This is a genomic window from Methylobacterium symbioticum (genome assembly GCF_902141845.1).
GTDB lineage: Bacteria > Pseudomonadota > Alphaproteobacteria > Rhizobiales > Beijerinckiaceae > Methylobacterium > Methylobacterium symbioticum.
The window spans coordinates 30,284-49,342 of record NZ_CABFPH010000038.1 but is presented as its reverse complement, the minus strand read 5'-3'; the positions used below and the strand labels follow the sequence as shown (position 1 = coordinate 49,342).

Sequence of the window (19,059 nt, the reverse complement as noted above, 5' to 3'; positions counted from 1 at the left end):
GCTGTTGCATGCGCCGCGCACCACTTCCGGGCGCCCTGTCCGCGGGCGGACGGGTCTTCACGGCGCACGGGCCGATCCGGCGCAGCAGTCCGTGAGGGCACCCGCATGAGGCCGCATTCTTCGCGCGCGAACCCAGCCTGACCGAGGAACAACCATGGCTACCGACACCCTCAATGGCCTGAAGGTCGCAATCCTGATCACGGACGGTTTCGAGCAGGTCGAGATGACCGAGCCGCGCCGGGCGCTCGACCAGGCCGGTGCTGAGACCCAGATCGTCTCGCCCAAGGACGGCGAGGTGAAAGCCTGGAACTTCACGGAGTGGGGCGACCGCTTCCCGGTGGACGTGCCCCTGAACAGGGCGCGACCCGAAGACTATGATGCCTTGCTGCTGCCGGGCGGCGTGATCAACCCCGACACACTTCGCGCGATTCCCGCAGCCGTCGCGTTCGCGAAGAGCTTCTTCGACGCGGGCAAGCCTGTCGCCTCGATCTGTCACGGCCCCTGGACCATCATCGAGGCGAGTGCTGCGCGCGGGCGACGCCTCACCTCCTGGCCCTCGCTCCGAACCGACCTCAGAAACGCAGGGGCCGATTGGGTGGATGAAGAGGTGGTGGTTGACGGGAACTTGGTCACCAGCCGCAAGCCCGATGACATACCGGCGTTCAATCGGGCGGTGATCACGCTGTACGCAGATGCACGCGGGGGCGTTCGGCCCGCATGAGCCGCGACAAACGCGACCGGGTCGCTCCACTCCGGTATCGCCGTCCGGCCCGCGGTTGACGCAGCCCGTCGCGCGAGCGAAGCGCTGCTCCTGCCGCCCCCTCCCCGGATGGCGCGTGCAACGGGAGGCGCCCGGCGGCGGTGCGCGATCACTCTGCGGCAGTCGCCCGTCTCCGCACCTCACCGAAAGTCCCGCGATAAGGCGGACCAAGGTCTGTGGCGGTCGGCTTGGCAGGCGTGCGGCTCATCCGGTCGGAGGTCCATGCTTACGGGGGAGCCCGCGAGCGGGCTTCCCGAGCGGCCCCCCTTGAGACCCGCGGAGGGCCGCGAAAGCCCCCACGGGTTGATCGCCCACAGCGGTCATCGATCGTCGAGATACTGCTGGAGGCGTTCGGCCGCCGGCCCGGACGAGGCCGGGTTCTGGCCTGTGATCAGCAGCCCGTCCCCAACCACGTAGGGCTGCCAGTCGGCGGCCTTCGAGAACACGCCGCCATTCCGCGTGAGCTCGTCCTCGACGAGGAAGGGGACGATGGCGGTCAGGCCGACCGCCTCCTCCTCGGTGTTCGTGAAGCCGGTAACGGCCTTGCCCTCGACGAGCGGCTTGCCGTCGGGTGCCTTGGCATGACGCAGCACGCCGGGGGCGTGGCACACGAGGGCGACGGGCTTGCCGGCCCGGAGCGTCATCTCGATCAGCCGGATCGAGGCAGGGTCCTCGGCCAGATCCCATAAGGGGCCGTGTCCGCCGGGATAGAACACCGCGTCGAAGCCCTCATGGGTGACGCCGTCGAGCCGGCTCGTGTTCGACAACGCGGCGTTGGCTTCGCCATCCGCCTCGAAGCGTCGGGTCGCGTCAGTCTGAGAGCCCGGTTCGCTGCTCTTGGGATCGAGCGGCGGACGCCCTCCCTTCGGCGACGCGAGGACCACCTCCGCGCCCGCATCCTTGAACACGTAATAGGGCGCGGCGAGCTCCTCCAGCCAGAACCCGGTCTTCCGGCCGGTGTCACCGAGCCGGTCGTGCGAGGTCAGCACCATCAGGATCTTCATCGTCGGTCTCCGGGGCCGGTCTCAACGTCGTTCGTTCTGGATGCCGTCATTGTCTTCTGGCGCGGATCGAGCCCGGCATCCGTGTCGACGCGGGGCCATCACGGATGCCGGGGGCGCTGGCCCTCGCCTTCCTGGGCGTCAAGCTCCTCTCGGAGGTACGGGGCCGTGCGGCTCGCCCGCGCGCTGGCCACCAGCTCGGGACGGCCGGCCGCAACGACAGTGCCACCCAGGTCTCCCGCTCCGGGCCCCACGTCGATGACGTGATCGGCCCCCGCGACGACGCGCATGTCGTGTTCGACCATGACGACCGTGTTGCCCGCATCGACCAAGCCGTTGAGCTGCAGCATGAGGCGATCCACGTCAGTCGGGTGCAACCCTGTCGTCGGCTCGTCGAGGACGTAGAGCGTGCCCCCGCGCTGCCCCCTCTGCAATTCTGTCGCGAGCTTGATGCGTTGGGCCTCTCCGCCGGAGAGCTCGGTCGCCGGCTGGCCCAGGCGCAAGTAGCCGAGGCCGAGATCCAGCAGCACGCCCAGCGGCCGCAGAACGGAAGGCTCGTCCGCGAAGACCTCGCAGGCGCGCTCGACGGTCAGGCCGAGCACGTCGGCGATGGTCAGCCCATTCCAGGTGACCTCCAGCGTCTCCGGCGCGTAGCGGGAACCGTGGCAGGTCGGGCAGGGGGCGTAGACGCTCGGCATGAACAGGAGTTCGACGCTGACGAAACCCTCGCCCTCACAGGCCGGGCAGCGGCCCTTCGCGACGTTGAAGGAGAAGCGGCCGGCGTCGTAGCGGCGCCGGCGTGCCTCGGGCGTGGCGGCAAACAGTTTGCGGACGGCATCGAACAGGCCAGTATAGGTCGCGAGGTTCGAGCGGGGCGTGCGCCCGATCGGCTTCTGATCGACCTTGACCAAGCGCCGGACCCCTTCCATGCCGCCGACGATGCGCCCCTCGCTTGGGCCTGGCGCGTCGTCGAGGGGATCCTCCGGCTCGTCGTTGGTGTCGACGGGTTTGCCGAGTCGGTCGCCGACGAGCTCCAGCAACGTTTGGCTGACGAGGCTCGATTTGCCGGAGCCCGAGATGCCCGTGACAGCGGTGAGACATCCCAGCGGGAACGAGGCCGAGACGCCGCGCAGGTTGTTGCGGACGATCCCCTCCAGGCGCAGCCATCCCGAAGGCTCGCGGCGCGGGCGCGGCGGCGGCTCGGCAAGTCCGAACAGGTGAAGGCGCGTGCGCGACGCCTCCACCTCGCGCAGCCCCTCCGGCGGGCCGCTATAGAGCACGGTGCCCCCGTGCTCGCCCGCCTCCGGGCCGACATCGACCAGCCAGTCGGCGCGACGCATCGTGCCGATGTCGTGCTCGACGACGAACAGGGAATTGCCCGAGGCGAGGAGCCCAGCAAGCGCATCGTGCATGGCATCGCCGTCGGCGGGGTGCAGCCCCGCGGTGGGCTCATCGAGCACATAGGCCACGCCGAAGAGTTGCGAGCGGAGCTGAGTGGCAAGGCGCAGGCGCTGCAACTCGCCCGACGACAGGGTCGTGGTCACCCGGTCCAGCGACAGGTAGCCGAGGCCCAGATCCGTCAGCGTCCCGATCCGTTCGATGAGATCGGCGGCGAGGCGCTGGGCGGCGAGCCGCTTCTCGATGGAGAGGTTTGGCGTCGCGCGCACGTCCGGTGCACCGGCATGGGCGGACGCCCCAGAGGCGGCACGCTGCGCTCGATCCCGCCGGCCCACTTCGCGATCGAGCGTCCCAGGGTCGGCGTTGGCGGCGGTCTCGTCATCGGGCAGCCGGTCCTCGGCGACCGGCCGCATCACCTCGGCGAGGCCGGACAGCGGCAGGCGCGACAAGTCGCCGATATCGAGCCCGGCGAAGGTGACCGAGAGTGCCTCGGGCTTCAGGCGCTTGCCGTGGCAGGCGGGGCAGTCCTCGCTGACGAGGTAGCGCGCGGCGCGGCGACGCATGAGCGCGCTCTGCGAGTTTGTGAAGGTGCCGAGCACGTGGCGGCGGGCGCTCGTGAACGTGCCCATGTAGCTCGGATCCAGGCGGCGCCGGCGGGCTGCCTGCGTCTGCTCCGGGGAGAGCCCGGCATAGACCGGCTCCTGTGGCTGGTCGTCCGTGAACAGGATCCAGTCCCTGAGCGCCCTCGGCAGATCCTTCCAGGGCGTGTCGACATCGACCCCCCGGCTCACCAGGATGTCCCGCAGGTTCTGCCCGCCCCAGGCTTGTGGCCAGGCTGCGACGGCGCGCTCGCGGATCGTCAGAGACGGATCAGGCACCATGGAGGCTTCCGTGGCCCGGTAGACCCGTCCGAGCCCGCCGCAGGACGGACAGGCGCCCTGAGGTGTGTTGGGCGAGAAGTCCTCCGCGTAGAGCATCGGCTGGCCCGGCGGGTAGGTGCCGGCGCGCGAATACATCATCCGCACGAGGCTCGACAGGGTGGTGACGCTGCCGACCGAGGAACGCGCGCTGGGTGTGCCGCGCTGCTGCTGCAGGGCGACGGCCGGAGGAAGCCCCTCGATGGCATCGACGTCGGGCACGCCGACTTGGTCGATCATCCGCCGCGCGTAGGGGGCGACCGACTCGAAGTAGCGACGCTGGGCCTCTGCGTAGAGCGTGCCGAAGGCGAGGGAGGACTTGCCGGAGCCGGAGACACCGGTGAACACCACCAGGACATCGCGCGGCAGCTCCACGTCGACGTCCCGCAGATTGTGCTCCCTGGCGCCCTTGACCGTGACGTAGCCCGGCCGTCCCGCCCCTGATCGCGCAATCCTGACCAGTTCTCTGGGCTTCGGCTGATCCATGGAGATCTCTCTCGACGCGCCCTTTCCCGCAGGACGCCGAGCGTTGCTGCGCCGACTAGAGGTTCAGCAGCGGGGGAGCTACCCCCCGCGGGATACTGTCGTCCGGCTGGAGCCGACCTCTCGCGCGACGAGGTGGATGGTCCGGAAGGGGCCAGGCGTTCGCACTCGCCTGGTCCAAGAGTCTCGCGATCGTCGCGCTCGGCTGCAGATTTCCCTTTTGCGGCCTCGGCCGCCCTCCGATGCACGCGCAGGTTGGTGCCATCGAGGAACACCGTGATACCGTCATCCGATGGGCCGGCTTGCGACGGTCGGCGGCTCCTAGGGCGCGAACACCGCGCGCACGCAGCCGTCCGTCTTGTGCTTGAACATGTCGTAGCCGTGCGGTCCGTCCTCCAGCGAGAAGCGGTGGGTGGCGAGGTAGGCCGGGTTGAGCTCGCCTTTCTGCGCATGCGCGAGCAGCCGGTCCATGTAGGCCTGCCCGTGCTGCTGGGCGCTGCGCACCGTCATGCCCTTGTTCATGATGACGCCCATCGGGAACTTGTCGATCAGCCCGTAGACCCCGAGCACCGACAGCGTGCCGCCCTTGCGGCAGGCCATGACGGCCTCGCGGAGCGCTTGGCCTCGGTCCGTCTCCAGGCGCAGCGCCTGCTTCACGCGGTCATAGGCGTATTGGGACCCGGTGCCGTGCGCCTCCATCCCGACGGCGTCGATGCAGGCATCCGGCCCGCGCCCGCCCGTCATCTCCTTCAACGCCTCCAGGACGCTGTGCACTTGCGTGTAGTCGATCGTCTCAGAGCCCGCGTGCTCGCGCGCCATCCGTAGCCGCTCGGGGAAGCGGTCGATCGCGATCACCCGCTCGGCGCCCATCAGGCGCGCGCTTTGCTGCGCCATCAGGCCCACGCCACCACAGCCCCAGACCGCGACCGTGTCGCCCGGCTGGATACCGCAGAAGTCGGCGCCCATGTAGCCCGTCGGTGCAGCATCGGAGAGGAACAGCGCCGTCTCGTCCGCGACACCATCGGGAACCTTGAAGCAGTCCACGTCGGCATGAGGCACGCGGATAAACTGCGCGTGGGATCCCGCATAACCCCCAAAGGCATGCGTATAACCATAGATGCCGGCTGTCGGATATCCGAGCAGCGGCTCTTGGAGTTCCGGCTTCGGGTGGGTGCAGTCGCAGAGTGAAAAGAGCTTCTGCTGGCAATACCAGCATTGACCACAGGCAATGAACGAGGGGACGACGACCCGGTCGCCCTTCTTCACCTGTTTCACCTCCGGCCCGACCTCGACAACCTCGCCCATGAACTCGTGGCCGATGACGTCGCCGGCTTTCATGCTCGGGATGTAGCCGTCGATGAAATGCAGGTCCGACCCGCAGGTGGTCGACAACCGGACCTTCAAGATGGCGTCGTGGGGGTTGACGATCTCGGGGTCCTTGACGGTTCCGACGCGCAGGTCGTTGACGCCGTTCCAGTAGAGCGCGCGCATGACTAGGCTCCTCAGCGGGGATCGCGCCGTGCCGCCGGCTGACGATCGGTGGTGGGAATCTCGCCTGTCAGGACAAGGCTCTTGAAAGCGTGCAGCGCTTTCGATGCGAGTTCCTTCGGCACGATGCCGTTGAAGAAGCGGGCGGCCACGTCGCCGAGCATGCCCCCGGGCGGATCGAAGCGGACGCGCAATGTGGCGATCGTGCCGCGACCGCCCGTCGCCGCGCGGAAGCGGACCTCGCACTCCGTCACGAGTGCGCCACCTCCGTCCGAGCTCATGCGGATCAGTTCGCCAGGCCGCTCTTCGGTGATCTGCATGACCCAGGTCCGGCTCTGGCCGAGCGGGCCGTCGGCACGCCACTCGCTCCGTCCGTCTCCGGCGGGGCGAATGTCGGCCAAGAACGCCATCATGCGTGGGAGGGTGGTCGGATCGCGCCAAGCCCGAAAGAGCTCTTCGGCGGAGCGCTCGATGGTGATGGAGTTCTCGACCTCGGGCTCCAGGCTCCAGCCGTTGGCAGCGCCGGTCCCTCCTGCGCGTCCTCGACCCGGCGGACCGAGCCGCTGCGCGCCGAGGACAGAAAGAGCAGCCACGCCTGTTGCAACGGCCAGCGCCCACCCGACGCCGCTGGAGCCGCGCCCGGCGTGCTCCTGCTCCGTTTGGCCGCGCGTTCTGCCGGTGCCATATCGATCAGCCATGGGTCATCCCCTTGGTCGGATTGCTGCGACGCACGGATTCGCGTGTTGGTCGGCGGCGGATCAAACCGCGCAGCCACCGGCTCCGACCAGCCGGACCGTTTCGCGGTTGGACAACGTCGGCTGGAGCACCTTCGCTTGTGGACCGCACAGGATGCGCAAGCCGTTGGTTCGCTCAAAGCTGCCTCAAGCGGAGGATGCACGCTGCGAGACTGCAGCGAGAGGCGGGGCGTGCCTCAGGTCGGGCGGTGTCTTGAAGTCCCGAGCAGCGCCCCGTGACCCCTGAACACCGCGCGGAAATCCACTGCGATCCCGGTAAGATCTTTTCCGGCCCACCCCACGGCTGTGTCGCGCCGTGCTGGCCTGGGCATCGATCAGGTCGATTGCCGTGATGCCGAGCAGCAGGGCCAGAGCGATCACGACATTGTCGCGCTTCGGGTTGTCCGACCGCAGCGCCGTCATCACCGTCGCGATGTCGAGACCATCGCCAGCGACCCGGCTCCAGAGGCCGAGATTCTTGTCGACCGACAGCGAGAGGATGCCGCTGCCGATCTCGCGAGCCCCGTAGACGCGCACCAAGGCTTCCTTGCCCTCCATCCCGAGCGCCCGCGTGATGCGCTGGGGAGCTAGGAGTTCGGTGAAACCAAGGCCCAGGCTGAACCAGCCGAGCCCCTTCGCGAGGCTGTCCGGTACGCCACGGGAGCTCGGCCCGGACCGGAGCACCTTCGGATCACCCTCGGAACGCGTGAGATTCGAGAGGCTCGCAATACTGGAGATGTTCGGCATGGTTTCTCTTTCTCTCGAAATGTCAGGGTTTGAGAACGACCTTGATGCAACTGTCCTGCTTGTCCCGGAACATCCGATACATCTCGGGTCCCTTGTCGAGGGAGACCTCGTGCGTGATGACGAAGGAGGGATCGATCTGCTCCTCCTCGATCCGACGCAGAAGGTCGGCGGTCCAGCGCTGGACGTGGGTCTGTCCCATGCGGAACGTGAGGCCCTTATTCATTGCGGCGCCCATCGGGATCTTGTCGGCCAAGCCGCCGTAGACGCCGGGAATCGAGATCAGGCCGCCGGGTCGGCATACATAGATCATCTCGCGCAGCACGTGCGGCCGGTCACTTTCGGCAAGGAGGATCTGCTTGGCGCGGTCATAGACTGTATCCGGCATACTTGGCGTCACGTGGCTTTCCATGCCAATGCAGTCGATACACTTCTCGGGGCCCTCGCCACCGGTCAGCTCATTGAGTCGTTCGACGACGTCCTCCGTCTTAAAATTGATGGTGATGGCGCCCCCTGCCTCGGCCATCTCCAGCCTCTCCGGCAGATGGTCGATGGCGACGACCTGCTGGGCTCCGAGGAGAACGGCTGAGCGGATCGTCATCTGGCCGACAGGCCCGCACCCCCAGATCGCCACGGTGTCGGTAGGCTGGATGTCGGCCTGCACGGCCGCCTGCCAACCGGTCGGGAAGATGTCTGAAAGGAAGAGCAGCTTTTCGTCTGGGATACCCATCGGCACCTTCTGCACCGTCGTGTCGGCGAATGGCACGCGTAGGTACTCGGCTTGGCCACCAGGATAGCCGCCGGTGAGGTGGGAGTAGCCGAACAGGCCCGCAGTGGTGTGGCCGAAGACCTTGTCTGCGAGGTGCTTCTTGCGGTTGCTCCGTTGGCACACGGAGAAGTAGCCGCGCTTGCATTGGTCGCACTCGCCGCAGACGATTGTAAAGGGCACCACGACCCGATCGCCCTTCTTCAGCTTGCTGTTAAGCCCGCGCCCGGTTTCGACGACCTCGCCCATGGTCTCATGACCCAAGACGTCGCCGGGGAGCATGGCGGGAATGAAGTTATGGAACAGGTGCAAGTCCGAACCACAAATCGCGCAGCTCGTGACTTTAACGATCACATCGCGCCCGTCTTCGATCTCCGGGTCGCTGACGGTATCACAGCGGATATCTTCCTTCCCATGCCAAACCAGGGCTTGCATTGCCGTCTACTCCCATCGGTTGAGAAGCGAGTGCTCAAGTCCGGGCGGCGCGTCGCTCCGGACTTGAGCACTCGCGGAGATGGTGGGTGGGATTGCAACGAAGCGAACCGAGCCGGGATGCGCCCCGTTCCTGCGGGCAATCCCCTAGGGAACCCCCGGCTTGAGCGGGTTCTTCCGGCCGTGTCATGCGCGTCGCGGGTCTGAAGGGCTCTCGGACCGCCCCCGAGACCGGCTGCGCCGACGGCGAGCCTTGACCTTCCCCTGAGCGCCCCGCCCGGCACGACCGCCGGGCGGGTCTTAGAGGCGGCAGGACGCAACCCGCCGTCGAGGCTTGGACTATCGCGTGCCTGATCCTGCGCTCTGGTCGCCGCTGCCTTGGCCGGGGGCCGCGTCGGACTTCGCCGAGCCGGCGTCCGTAGCGCCCGATCTGGAAGTGCCCGCGCCAACTGCGCCATTGAAGGACCCGGTCGTCTGCGGGTTCGGGTTGCCCGGCGTGTTCGCACGCGCCGTCATGCCGCCCATGAACTCGCCCCGCTCCCACCGCGACATTCCGACCGTGGCAAGCAGGTTCGTGGTCAGCGTGCCGGTGGGCTCAAGGCCCTGCGCTTGCTGGAAGTGCGTCGCGGCGATTGTCGTGTCATTGTTCCAATTGCCGTCGAGGTGGCCGGCCGCATAGCCCCGCTGATTCAGCACCTGCTGGATCTGGCGCACGCCGTCCGCATTCATCCAGATCGGCTCGCCGGGACTATCCGTGCGCTCCACCGCGATGCGCTGGTTGTCGACTTGCCGATCGCCTCCCGGGCCAGCCGCTTGTGTTGGCTGCGGCCGTGCCGCGTTGGCGGCTTGTGGGCCCGTGCCGTGACCAGCGGAGAAGATGGAATCGGTGAGGCCGAGCGCGGCGACGAGGCCGACTTCGAGCCGTCCCGTCGGCTCGAGCCCATGCGCCTGCTGGTAGCTGCGTGTCGCCTGAACGGTCGCGGGCCCCCAGCGTCCATCCACCTGCCCCGTATTCCAACCTTGCTGGTTCAGCGCCTGCTGAAGCTGCCTGACGCCGGCTGGGCTGACATAGAGCGGCGTGCCGCGGCTATCCGCGCGCTCGACGATGATACGCTGATTGTCGGCCTGCTTTGTCCCCTGATCGCCGCCTTGGCCGCCGCTCTGCCCACCCCGATTGCCGAAGACGATGTCCTGCTCGAGACCGAGACCGTAGACGAGCGGGATGGTGAGCGTACCGGTCGGCTCCATGTTCTGCGCCTGCTGGAAGCTGCGTGCCGCCGCCGCTGTCTGGGGATTCCAACGCCCGTCTACGGTACCCGTGCTATAGCCCTTCTGGGTCAAGGCCTGCTGGATCTGCCGCACGCCTGCCGAACTCACGAAGATCTGTGTCCCCTGTCCATCGGGCTGATCCTGGGTGACGCGTTGATTGCTGACAGACGATTGTTGAGCGTGTGCGTAACCACCGGCTAACGCCGCGACCATCGCGCTCACGAGGAAGATTTGTTTCAGTCTCATGAAGACCTCCTTGTATGGACATAGAGCGATACCACACCAGGATGCGCAAGTTTCCGCGGATGAACCCGTAGGAATTCTCCGGTATGAGCCGATTTCTTAGATCGAAGAATGAGTTATTGAAAAATCCGGTCGCATCCGCGTCGAACTAGGGGAGATGCCGGGATAGCGCAGCGAAGGCCCGACGTTGCCTTTCCGCGCTCGTAGCGGCCCGACCGGCCGCTGGTCCGGAGTGGTGCCATGATCGACGTCTTTTCAGATGCAGACCGCGATGCCTGCGCACGCGAAGCCGCGGAGGCTATCGAGGTTGTTCTCGATCAGCGGTGCCCCGACATGAAGATCGCCTTCTGGAGCGCCGTCGAGAGGCTCTATCGGCTGGATGCTCTGCCCGACGAGCCACTACCGGCAGCGCCAAGCCCAAGCCTGTACGCTCAGCCGCCCGCCCGGTCTCGATAGGAATTGTCCTAGGGACGTATCGCAGGAACGGGGTCCATAGCGGCGCATTCGCGACGAGGGGTGCCTGCGACGCATCGGGCCCTGCGATAGGTTTATGATGATGATGTCTGTCCTCGAACGCGCGTCAGGCGTCCTAGTGATGGGGGTTGTTCTCCTCGACATCTTCCTGACGGTTCTCTACGCCCGCATTGGCACCGGCCTGATCGCTGAGCGTGCCGCACATCTCACCTGGATGGCCTTTCGCCGCGCTGCCGAGGCAGCTGGGACGCAACGCGGGGTCGTGCTGTCCTTCTGCGGACCGGTCATCCTCCTCCTCTACGTCCTGCTCTGGGCCGTCGGGCTGACGCTCGGCGCCGGGCTCATCATCCATCCCGGTCTCGGGACGGGCGTGCAGGCAGGCAACGGTCCGACACCTACGGACATACTCACCGCACTCTACGCGGGGGGCAGCAGCATGGCGATCGTAGGGGCAAGCGACTTCAGGCCCGCGACCGATGCCTACCGACTGATCTACCTGGTGAATTCGCTGATCGGGATGTCGGTGACCTCGCTGGTCCTGACCTACGTGATGCAAGTCTACGGTGCCCTGCGACAGCGCAACGCGCTTGGCCTTCAGCTTCACATCCTGTCGGCGGAGACCTCGGATGCGGGTGAACTTCTGGCGCGGCTCGGACCGCGCGGGCAGTTTAGCGCCGGCTACAGCCATCTTATCGCGATAGGCGACGCGATGGCCGCGATGAAGGAGGCACACCATTTCTACCCGGTGCTGTTCTATTTCCGGTTCCAGCAACCGTACTATTCAGTCTCGGCGCAGGCTCACCTCGCCCTCGACACTGCGTCGCTGATCCGCAGCACGCTCGCGGGCGAGGATACGGCTTGGTTGAAGGAGGCTGCGGCGGTCGAGGCACTCTGGCGCGTGGCCCAGATGCTGGTCGTCACCCTCGAAACGACGTTCCTGACGGGTGATCCGCCATGCGCGAAGGCCGTCGATCCGCGCGAGCGGCAGCGCTGGCACGTCCATTGGGAGAGGGCCGTGTCCCGGCTTGCCGAGGCGGGCATTGCGATCGCCCCAGAGGAGGCGGCAGCGCAGTCCTATATCGACCTGCGCGCACAGTGGTGGCCGCACATCGCCCGACTTGCCCCGGCCATGGCCTATCGGAGCGAAGACCTCGAAGCGCGCTGATCGGAGGTGTCCTAAGGAACGGGCCGGATGTACGCGCCGCGTCGAGACAGGTGAATAGGGTCCCCATCTTGGAGCAAACCCAATGGAGACAGTTGTCCCGATCACCGTGATGGATCCCGCCATATCCGGGCGTGTTCGTCCACCGCGGCGCGCGGCTCGCGAAGAAGACGGCCCCATCTCAGCGCTGAGCCGCAAGCTCGATGGCTTCGCCCCGCTCGCGGAAACGGATAGAGCGGCGCTCGCTAGCCTGACCCGTTATGTCCGGTCCGTCGAGCGGCACACCGTTCTCGTTGAGCAGGAAGGCGTAACAGATCACGCCCTCATCGTCATTGCCGGGTTTGCCAGCCGGTCCAAGCGCCGCGCGTCCGGTCGGCGCCAGATCCTCGCCTACCTCATCCCTGGTGATCTCTGCGACCGCGGCGCGCTTCACGGATACCCCCTCGACCACGCGATCGAAGCGCTGACCCACTGCCGGATCGCCAAGGTGCCGCGCGCGGCCTATTTCGACCTGCTCGGTCAGCACCCTCGCATCGCGCTCGCGTTGCAGCGCGCGAAGCTCGCCGAAGAGGCGACAGCCCGTGAGTGGATGGTCAATATCGGCATGCGCTCGGGACCCGAGCGCATGGCCCATCTCCTGTGCGAACTGCTGGAACGCCTCGGGTCGATCGGTGCGGTGGCGGCTGGGCAATTCGATATGCCGTTGACCCAGATGGAGCTGGCCGACACCCTCGGCCTGTCGACCGTCCACGTGAACCGTGTTCTGCAAGCCCTGCGGCGCGACGGACTGATCACGCTGCGGAACCGTCGCCTGCAGATCCTCGCGCCGCGGCAATTGTGCGAGCTTGCCGAGTTCGAGGCGGGGTATCTCTAGAACATCATCCCGGGATGGGGCTGGCGGCCTTCGGATCGCTCCCCTCCCGGCTTCGGAGACGATGCACCAGTATTTGCCGCCGTCTCACGGTCCGGAGCGGCCTGAATTCTACCGTTCGCCGGACTGGACCGCCTCGCAGCCCTGCTCGGCGGGGCTCACCCCGGCGGCCGTCGCGATGAGGACGGCCTCTGGCAGGGTATGGGCGCCGAGCGTCTCCATGACCCGCGCCCGGTGAATCTCCACCGTGCGCGGACTCAAGCCCAGCGTGCGCGCGATGGTCTTGTTGGTGCCGCCTGCGAGCAATCCCTCCAGTACCGCGCGCTCGCGCCCCGACAGAGCTGCAATTCGATCCCGAGACTCGTCGTGTGCGCGTGTCCGCTGAGCAGCATCGCGGATTTCGGCGAGGGCTGTCCTCACCGCGAAGAGCAGCCCTTCCGATGTCCAGGGTGACTCAAGAAAATCGATCGCCCCCGCCTTCATAGCGCGAACACCGAAGCCGACATCGCCACCGCTCGCGCCAATCGCGACCACGGGCAGATGCGAACGGTAGGCCTTGAGCTCACTTGCAGCTACGAATCTGACGGCCTCCCCCAAGTCGAGCACGACGCAGCCTGGCATCAGAGAGCCTGCGATCTTGAGAAAGGCCTGATCGCTCGTGAAGGCCTGAACGGCGTACCCGCCGGCCTCCAGAGCACCGACGAGCTGATGCCGAGCGTCTGCCCGGCCCGCAACCACGTAGGCGCGCAGGCCGGTATCGATGCTGACATCCTGCGCGATCCCACCCACCAGGCGAATGCGGCCGTCCTCTGCCGGGACTGGGAAGAACGTATCGCGGATCCGGCGTACGGCCCCGTCCGACGCGCGCAGGATGCGGTACTCCAGAACCAGCGTCTCACCGCCGCCGACCCGCTCCAACGCTTGCGCCGCGGCGTCTCTGTCCTCCGGGTGGACGCTCGCGAGCCAGTTCGCGATATCCGGCATCTCTTCGGCCGGCATGCCCCAGACCTGCGTGAAGGCCGGACTGAGGTAATCGAGGCGCCCGCTCTCCAAGTCGGCGAGCCAGAGCACGTTCGCCGAATTTTCGGCATAGCGCCGGAATCGCGCCTCGCTTTCCCGCAGGGCCGCCTCGGCGCGCTTCTCCCGATCGACGTCCTGCGCCACCACGATGGCCTGCCGAATTCGTCCATCGCTTCCGCGGACCGGAATGCCGCTGATGCGCATCCAACACTCGTCGCCTTCCCCGGTCCTGTGCAGGAAACTCATGTTCTGCACGATTTCGCCCCGCATCGCGCGCGCGAAGGGGTAATCGTTCGGGCTCACAATCCGACCCTCCGAGTCGAAGCCGGTCCAGTGCGCCTGCACCTCTGAATCGAGGGAGGGTGGCCGGCCACTGGGAAGAAACTTCCGACACAGCGGATTGGTGAGCAGGGCCTGCCCGTCTGTCCCGAAGAGCCCGGCTCCAAAGGGGAGATGCTCGATCAGGGCATCGAAGCGCGCCTGTTGCGCCTCGATCTCGCGCAGGGCTGTTCGGAGCCGCTGCTCCGTGCGGATCCGGGCGGTTGTTTCGTGAACCTGACAGAGCACGCCCTGGACGCTGCCGCTTGCGTCCCGGATCGGCGAGTAGGCAAACGTCCAGAGACTCTGCTCCCGAGTGCCATGCCGATCCATCGTAACGGTGTAATCCTCCAGATAGCTTGCCTCACCCTGCAGGGCACGCTCCGCTACCGGTCCCACTTGATCCCAAGACTCCTCCCAGACGTCGGGGAAGGGGCGCCCGAGCGCCTCGGGCTTGATGCCAAGAATGGGCAGGTACGCGTCGTTGTAGAAGCTGATGAGGCCCGGTCCCCAAGCGAGGTAAGTGGGAAAGGCCGAGTTGAGCATGCTGCTCAGTGTGTATCGCAATGCGTCCGGCCACGCTTCGATCGGTCCGAGTGGAGTGGGCCTCCAGTCATGCTCACGGATGCGGGTCGCGACTTGCCCGCCACCTGTGAGAAAATCTCCGGGTTCCAAGTCGGCCTCCTAGGCTCGTGTCGAACCGGCGGATCGAGGTCGACCCTGGTGTCGGCTCGTCATCGTCCGTCACAGGATCGGATCCGAACACAGAGGCATAAAATCAAATAGGTTAGAAAGACGATCTTGGCATTGAAAAACGCGGTCTATGGCCAACCGCCCGATGAATGAGATCGTCTGCCAAGGTAAAGCAAGCTTGCTAAGCTTGGCATCGACCGTGATCTTGGTGATTAATTTCTTGAACTTAGATTGGAACTGTTTTCGAGCGCTCACCTGCTCAGACCTTGATCGCGCCGCGACGTAAGCGATTCGGCGCCCATCGCCTCGAAGCCTCGGATATTTCGAGCCGGGACAGGTTCGGCAACCAGATAGGGTTTGCTGAGAAGCAGATCACCGGGTTTCGACCAGATTGGCTACGATCGATTATCCTCTGGGCGTCTGGAGAGGTTGGATCTCCGCCGGTCTGCCTCCGAGACAGCGATCCATCGCACACCCGATGGGCTCTCAGATCGGCCCAGCTCCATCTTGCGGCGGCTCAGTCCGTCAAAGCCGAACAGTCGCCTACACATCGAGCTTTCCGGTGGGTCGCACACCAGCTGCGGTCGCAATGAGAACTGCTTCTGGCAGGGTGCGAGCACCAAGCACTTCCATGACTCGAGCCCGATGGATTTCAACCGTGCGCGGGCTCAGGCCCAGCGTCCGGGCGATGGTCTTGTTGGTGCCACCTGCGAGCAAGCCCTCAAGCACCTCGCGCTCGCGCATGGAAAGCGCCGCGATCCGGTTACGGGCTTCGTCCCACTCCCGAGTACGATCCGCCTCGGCATGAATCTCGGCAAGCGCAGTCCTCACTGCGAACAGCAGAGCTTCCGTTGTCCAAGGAGTCGCAAGGAAATCGACCACCCCCACCTTCATGGCTCGTACCCCGAGGCCAATGTCGCCCCTGCTCGAGCCGATCGCCACCACGGGTAGGTACGCGCGCGCAGCCTTCAGCTCGGCCGCAACGAACAGGTCCTCATCCTCCAAATCAAGGACGACACAGCCTGGCATCAGCGCCCCAGCCAGATCCAGGAAGGCTTGACCGCTCGCGAAGGCCTGCACCTCGTAGCCAGCGCTTCGTAGCGCGCCGATAAGGTCGCGCCGCGCGCTGTCACCGACCGCGATCACGTAGGTGCGCAGGCCGGCATCGGTGGTGACGTCCTGCGCAATCCCGCCCACAAGCCCGAGGCGCCCAATCTCTGCGGGGATCGGGAAGAAGGTATCACGGATGCGGCGCACTGCACGGTCCGAGGCGCGCTGGATGCGGTACTCGAACACCAGTGTCTCGCTATCGCCGGCACGCTGCAATGCACGCGCTGCGGCGTCGCGATCCTCTGGATGAACGCTTGCGAGCCAGCTCGCGATATCCGGCATGTCCTCGGCGGGCATACCCCAGACCTGCGTGAAAGCCGGGCTGAGATAGTCGAGCCGTCCGCTCTCCAGATCGGCGAGCCAGAGCACGTTCGCCGAATGCTCGGCGAAGCGTCGGAATCGCTCCTCGCTCTCATGCAAGGCGCGTTAGGCACGAGCGCGCTCCTCATTCTCCTGATGGCGCGAGATGATGATCGCGGCAGTCTGGGTGAGTGCGGCGGCCAGTTCGCGGTCGTGCGGCGTCGCTTCGCGCGGCTCGCGGAAGTACATGGCCAAGAAGCCGACCAGCGTTCCCGTTGCGGTCTCGACGGGAAAGGACCAGCAGCCGCGAAAATCGAACTCCCGCGCCATCCAACGCCATGGCGCCCATCGCGGCTCCTGCTCGACATCGGCCGTGAGGACCGGCTCCTTGAGCGCGGCCGCCAAGCCGCAGGATAGTGACTCGGCCGAGATCACGAAACCGTCCACGTGCCGGGCATAGGCCTCGGGCATGCCGACCACGTGCCGCAGCGTCTTGCCCGCGCCGTCTGCCATGTAGAAAGCGCACCTGCGCTCACTCTCGGCTTGCTCGATGGCTGTGAGGACGAGAATGCCGAGCGAAACCTCCAGCGGCGCACCGTTCATGGCAGCTCGGAACGCCTCGTTCTGCCCGGCGAGCCAGGCCTTGCTCTGGCGCAGCGCCGTACCGGCACGGGCCAGCTCGATCTCAGCCCAGGCGCGGTCGGCGAGAGCTTCGACGAAGGCAACCTCCTCGGGATGCCAGCGGCGTGCCGCAAGACCCTGGCTCGTGCTGAGGACCGCACGGAGTTTCCCGGCAACGAGGATGGGCACCGCAATGCCGGCCCGAAGCTCGCGCCCTGCCATCGCGATCTTCAACGATGCCGGGAAGCGCGGGTCGTCTTCGCTGTCATTGTACACGACCGAACGTCCGGCAAGGTGTTCTGCGCTGAAGAGTTCGTACGCATCGAAGTGCCAGCGCGTGGGATCGGCCTGCGTGCCGTCCGCGAGGAACACCCACTCGATGACAAACTCCCGCCGGTCCCAGTCGATGACGGCCCAGAGCGCGCGCTGGTTGCCGAGTTGCTCGATCAGAAGGCGACAAGCCGTTTGCGCGACCACGGCGGGATCGGAGACGCCTCGCACCGCGTCCGAGAAGCGCACGAGGAGTGCGTTGCGCTCTTCACGCCTCCGCAGGGCGGCACTCTCCGCCTTGGCGGCAGCCAAGCGGTGCTGGAGTTCTTCGATCCTCGCGTGGTCGTCCATTGCCCAAACAACGTTGGGACGAGCGACAACGTCACAGTCATGAGATACCCTTTTTTGAAATATCTTGCCGAGGTTGGCTCACCATCCCTGAGAGCCATTGCGTTCGTCCAGGACAGACGAGGCTTTCGACAATCGGCTTTCCATGGTCGCGAGCGGGCGTCACGAAGCCGTCCGCCCTTCCCTTGTCCCATCCAGAAGCGGTCGGGCCGATCGGGGGCCGTGCCACCGGCAACGGCTCTGATGGCTGCACCCAGGAGGGTTGCTCGCCTTCGGCCCTTTGGGTCAGGAAGGCTCGGCCGGGCCATCAAAAAAAATTCGGTCGCCCTGTGACCGGGGATGCTCCGGCGGCGAACAGCACGTCATGAGCTTTCGATCCGCCTTGAGGCTGATGGGCCGGCCGCACGATCCACCGGATCGCACGAAGGATCGTGCCGCGGACCCGGCAGCCCCCGACGCCTGGAGCGCGCTGATGGCGGCCGCGCAGGATGGGCACGGGGGTGCCTACCGCCGGTTGCTGAATGAGACGTCCGATTGGCTGCACCGGTACTTCCGGCGCCGACTGCCGCCCGGCGACGTCGACGATGCCGTGCAGGAGGCGCTCCTCGCGATCCACCGGCGACGCCACACGTTCGATCCCCGTCACCCCTTCGGCCCGTGGATGGCAGCGATCGCCAAGCGCAAATGGGTCGATCAGCTCCGCACCATCGCGCGCCGCCCAACCGAGGAACTGTCGGACGAGCTTGCGGTCGCCGATCACGAGACCGCGGTGACGAGTGCGACGACGCTGGCCAGCTTGCTCGTGCAGCTTCGGCCCGCACAGGCCCAAGCCATCATGATGGTCAAGCTGCAGGGCTACAGCATCGAGGACGCTTGTCGGGAAACGGGCCTGACAGCATCAGCCGTCAAGATGAACATCCATCGTGGGCTCGCGCGCCTGACCGCCCTGATCGAGGATGCCGATGACTTCCACTGACGCCCTGATCCTCACCCTGTCGACCAATCTGGGCCCCGTGCGGCGGCGCAGCGTGAGCCGCGAAATCGGTGCGCTCGTCGTGCTCGCCGCCGGTGAGCTGGCCCTCATCCTGATGGCCGGCGGTATGCGACCGGACATGGGTGGGGTGATCCTAGCTCCCTTCATGGCCTGGAAGATCGGCGGCCTCGCCCTTCTCGCAGGCGTGAGCTGCGCGGTCGCGATCCGGTCCTTCGCACCGCCGGCGGCCTCACGCCGCGACCTCGTGTACGCCTTGGTTCTCACCGTCTTCGTGATGGCCGCAGGTCTCTTCGTGACGACCGCCGCCGAGAGTGGCCAGCCGCTGATCGAGCGCTTGTCCCCGGCACGCGGTCTGGGTTGCGCGACCGCCATCGTCGTTCTGGCGTTGCCATTGATGAGCTTGCTTGCCGTGCTGATGCGCCGCGCGGCACCGGTTCATCCCAAGCGCAGCGCGCTGGCGTCGGGCCTTGCCGCAGCGACTTCCGGTGCGCTGGTCTTTACCGTCTGCTGCCCGGCAAACGATCCGCTCTACATCGTGGTCTGGTACTCGGCTGGGATCGCGGCCGTCGCAGCCGCGGCGCGATGGCTCCTGCCCCGCGGCTACCGCCTCTAGCCCCCGCGCGACCCGCTCGACCGCTCCTCT

16 protein-coding genes are annotated in these 19,059 nt (G+C 66.4%); 6 read left to right on the top strand and 10 right to left on the bottom strand.

All coding sequences use genetic code 11. The features are described from left to right. Nucleotides 1-154 precede the first annotated feature (154 nt). The gene (locus tag MET9862_RS14535; protein WP_142583650.1) at nt 155-721 is read left to right on the top strand and encodes a type 1 glutamine amidotransferase domain-containing protein; all 567 of its coding nucleotides are present in this window, start codon (nt 155-157) and stop codon (nt 719-721) included. A 359-nt stretch (nt 722-1,080) separates the two neighbouring features. On the opposite strand, the gene MET9862_RS14530 is transcribed toward MET9862_RS14535, so the two are convergent. The 7 genes from MET9862_RS14530 to MET9862_RS14495 all read right to left on the bottom strand — a co-directional run bounded on the left by MET9862_RS14530 (nt 1,081) and on the right by MET9862_RS14495 (nt 10,238). Next, complete coding sequence (locus MET9862_RS14530) at nt 1,081-1,764, bottom strand: type 1 glutamine amidotransferase domain-containing protein (RefSeq protein ID WP_142583649.1); 684 nt, start codon at nt 1,762-1,764, stop codon at nt 1,081-1,083. A gap of 98 nt (nt 1,765-1,862) precedes the next feature. After that, nucleotides 1,863-4,562, bottom strand: coding sequence for an excinuclease ABC subunit UvrA (locus tag MET9862_RS14525; RefSeq protein ID WP_142583648.1), 2,700 nt, complete (start codon nt 4,560-4,562; stop codon nt 1,863-1,865). 318 nt (nt 4,563-4,880) lie between these two features. Continuing rightward, nucleotides 4,881-6,050 carry a zinc-dependent alcohol dehydrogenase gene (locus tag MET9862_RS14515; RefSeq protein ID WP_142583647.1) on the bottom strand — a complete coding sequence of 390 codons (1,170 nt, stop codon included), beginning with the start codon at nt 6,048-6,050 and terminating at the stop codon, nt 4,881-4,883. A gap of 11 nt (nt 6,051-6,061) precedes the next feature. Then, complete coding sequence (locus MET9862_RS14510; RefSeq protein ID WP_142583646.1) at nt 6,062-6,745, bottom strand: SRPBCC family protein; 684 nt, start codon at nt 6,743-6,745, stop codon at nt 6,062-6,064. A gap of 183 nt (nt 6,746-6,928) precedes the next feature. After that, nucleotides 6,929-7,528 carry a hypothetical protein gene (locus tag MET9862_RS14505; RefSeq protein WP_185156871.1) on the bottom strand — a complete coding sequence of 200 codons (600 nt, stop codon included), beginning with the start codon at nt 7,526-7,528 and terminating at the stop codon, nt 6,929-6,931. 22 nt (nt 7,529-7,550) lie between these two features. Beyond that, nucleotides 7,551-8,726 carry a zinc-dependent alcohol dehydrogenase gene (locus MET9862_RS14500; protein WP_142583645.1) on the bottom strand — a complete coding sequence of 392 codons (1,176 nt, stop codon included), beginning with the start codon at nt 8,724-8,726 and terminating at the stop codon, nt 7,551-7,553. Nucleotides 8,727-9,062: 336 nt separating this feature from the next. Continuing rightward, a complete protein-coding gene (locus MET9862_RS14495; protein ID WP_142583644.1) occupies nt 9,063-10,238 on the bottom strand; it encodes a peptidoglycan-binding domain-containing protein in 1,176 nt (391 codons plus the stop codon). Nucleotides 10,239-10,475: 237 nt separating this feature from the next. Between MET9862_RS14495 and MET9862_RS14490 the strand changes: the two genes are divergently transcribed. The 3 genes from MET9862_RS14490 (at nt 10,476) to MET9862_RS14480 (ending at nt 12,745) form a co-directional block, all read left to right on the top strand. Then, nucleotides 10,476-10,691 (top strand): hypothetical protein, encoded by a 216-nt coding sequence (locus MET9862_RS14490; protein ID WP_142583643.1) that lies wholly within the window; start codon nt 10,476-10,478, stop codon nt 10,689-10,691. Nucleotides 10,692-10,791: 100 nt separating this feature from the next. After that, nucleotides 10,792-11,874: a two pore domain potassium channel family protein gene (locus MET9862_RS14485; protein ID WP_142583655.1), complete on the top strand. Its 1,083-nt coding sequence runs from the start codon at nt 10,792-10,794 to the stop codon at nt 11,872-11,874. Nucleotides 11,875-11,956: 82 nt separating this feature from the next. Further along, a complete protein-coding gene (locus tag MET9862_RS14480) occupies nt 11,957-12,745 on the top strand; it encodes a Crp/Fnr family transcriptional regulator (RefSeq protein WP_142583642.1) in 789 nt (262 codons plus the stop codon). Between the two features lie 108 nt (nt 12,746-12,853). Here the strand turns inward: MET9862_RS14480 and MET9862_RS14475 are convergent, their stop codons facing one another. The 3 genes from MET9862_RS14475 to MET9862_RS14465 all read right to left on the bottom strand — a co-directional run bounded on the left by MET9862_RS14475 (nt 12,854) and on the right by MET9862_RS14465 (nt 17,425). After that, the gene (locus MET9862_RS14475; RefSeq protein WP_244612725.1) at nt 12,854-14,626 is read right to left on the bottom strand and encodes a PAS domain S-box protein; all 1,773 of its coding nucleotides are present in this window, start codon (nt 14,624-14,626) and stop codon (nt 12,854-12,856) included. A gap of 690 nt (nt 14,627-15,316) precedes the next feature. Continuing rightward, the gene (locus tag MET9862_RS14470) at nt 15,317-16,303 is read right to left on the bottom strand and encodes a LuxR C-terminal-related transcriptional regulator (protein WP_142583640.1); all 987 of its coding nucleotides are present in this window, start codon (nt 16,301-16,303) and stop codon (nt 15,317-15,319) included. 6 nt (nt 16,304-16,309) lie between these two features. Next, nucleotides 16,310-17,425: a GAF domain-containing protein gene (locus tag MET9862_RS14465; protein WP_142583639.1), complete on the bottom strand. Its 1,116-nt coding sequence runs from the start codon at nt 17,423-17,425 to the stop codon at nt 16,310-16,312. Nucleotides 17,426-17,786: 361 nt separating this feature from the next. Between MET9862_RS14465 and MET9862_RS14460 the strand changes: the two genes are divergently transcribed. Both MET9862_RS14460 and MET9862_RS14455 read left to right on the top strand, forming a co-directional pair. Further along, nucleotides 17,787-18,398, top strand: coding sequence for a sigma-70 family RNA polymerase sigma factor (locus tag MET9862_RS14460; RefSeq protein ID WP_244612724.1), 612 nt, complete (start codon nt 17,787-17,789; stop codon nt 18,396-18,398). After that, entirely contained in the window at nt 18,385-19,029 is a 645-nt protein-coding gene (locus tag MET9862_RS14455) for an NrsF family protein (RefSeq protein WP_142583638.1), read from the top strand. Before MET9862_RS14460 ends, MET9862_RS14455 begins: the two co-directional genes overlap by 14 nt. The last annotated feature ends 30 nt before the right edge of the window (nt 19,030-19,059 follow it).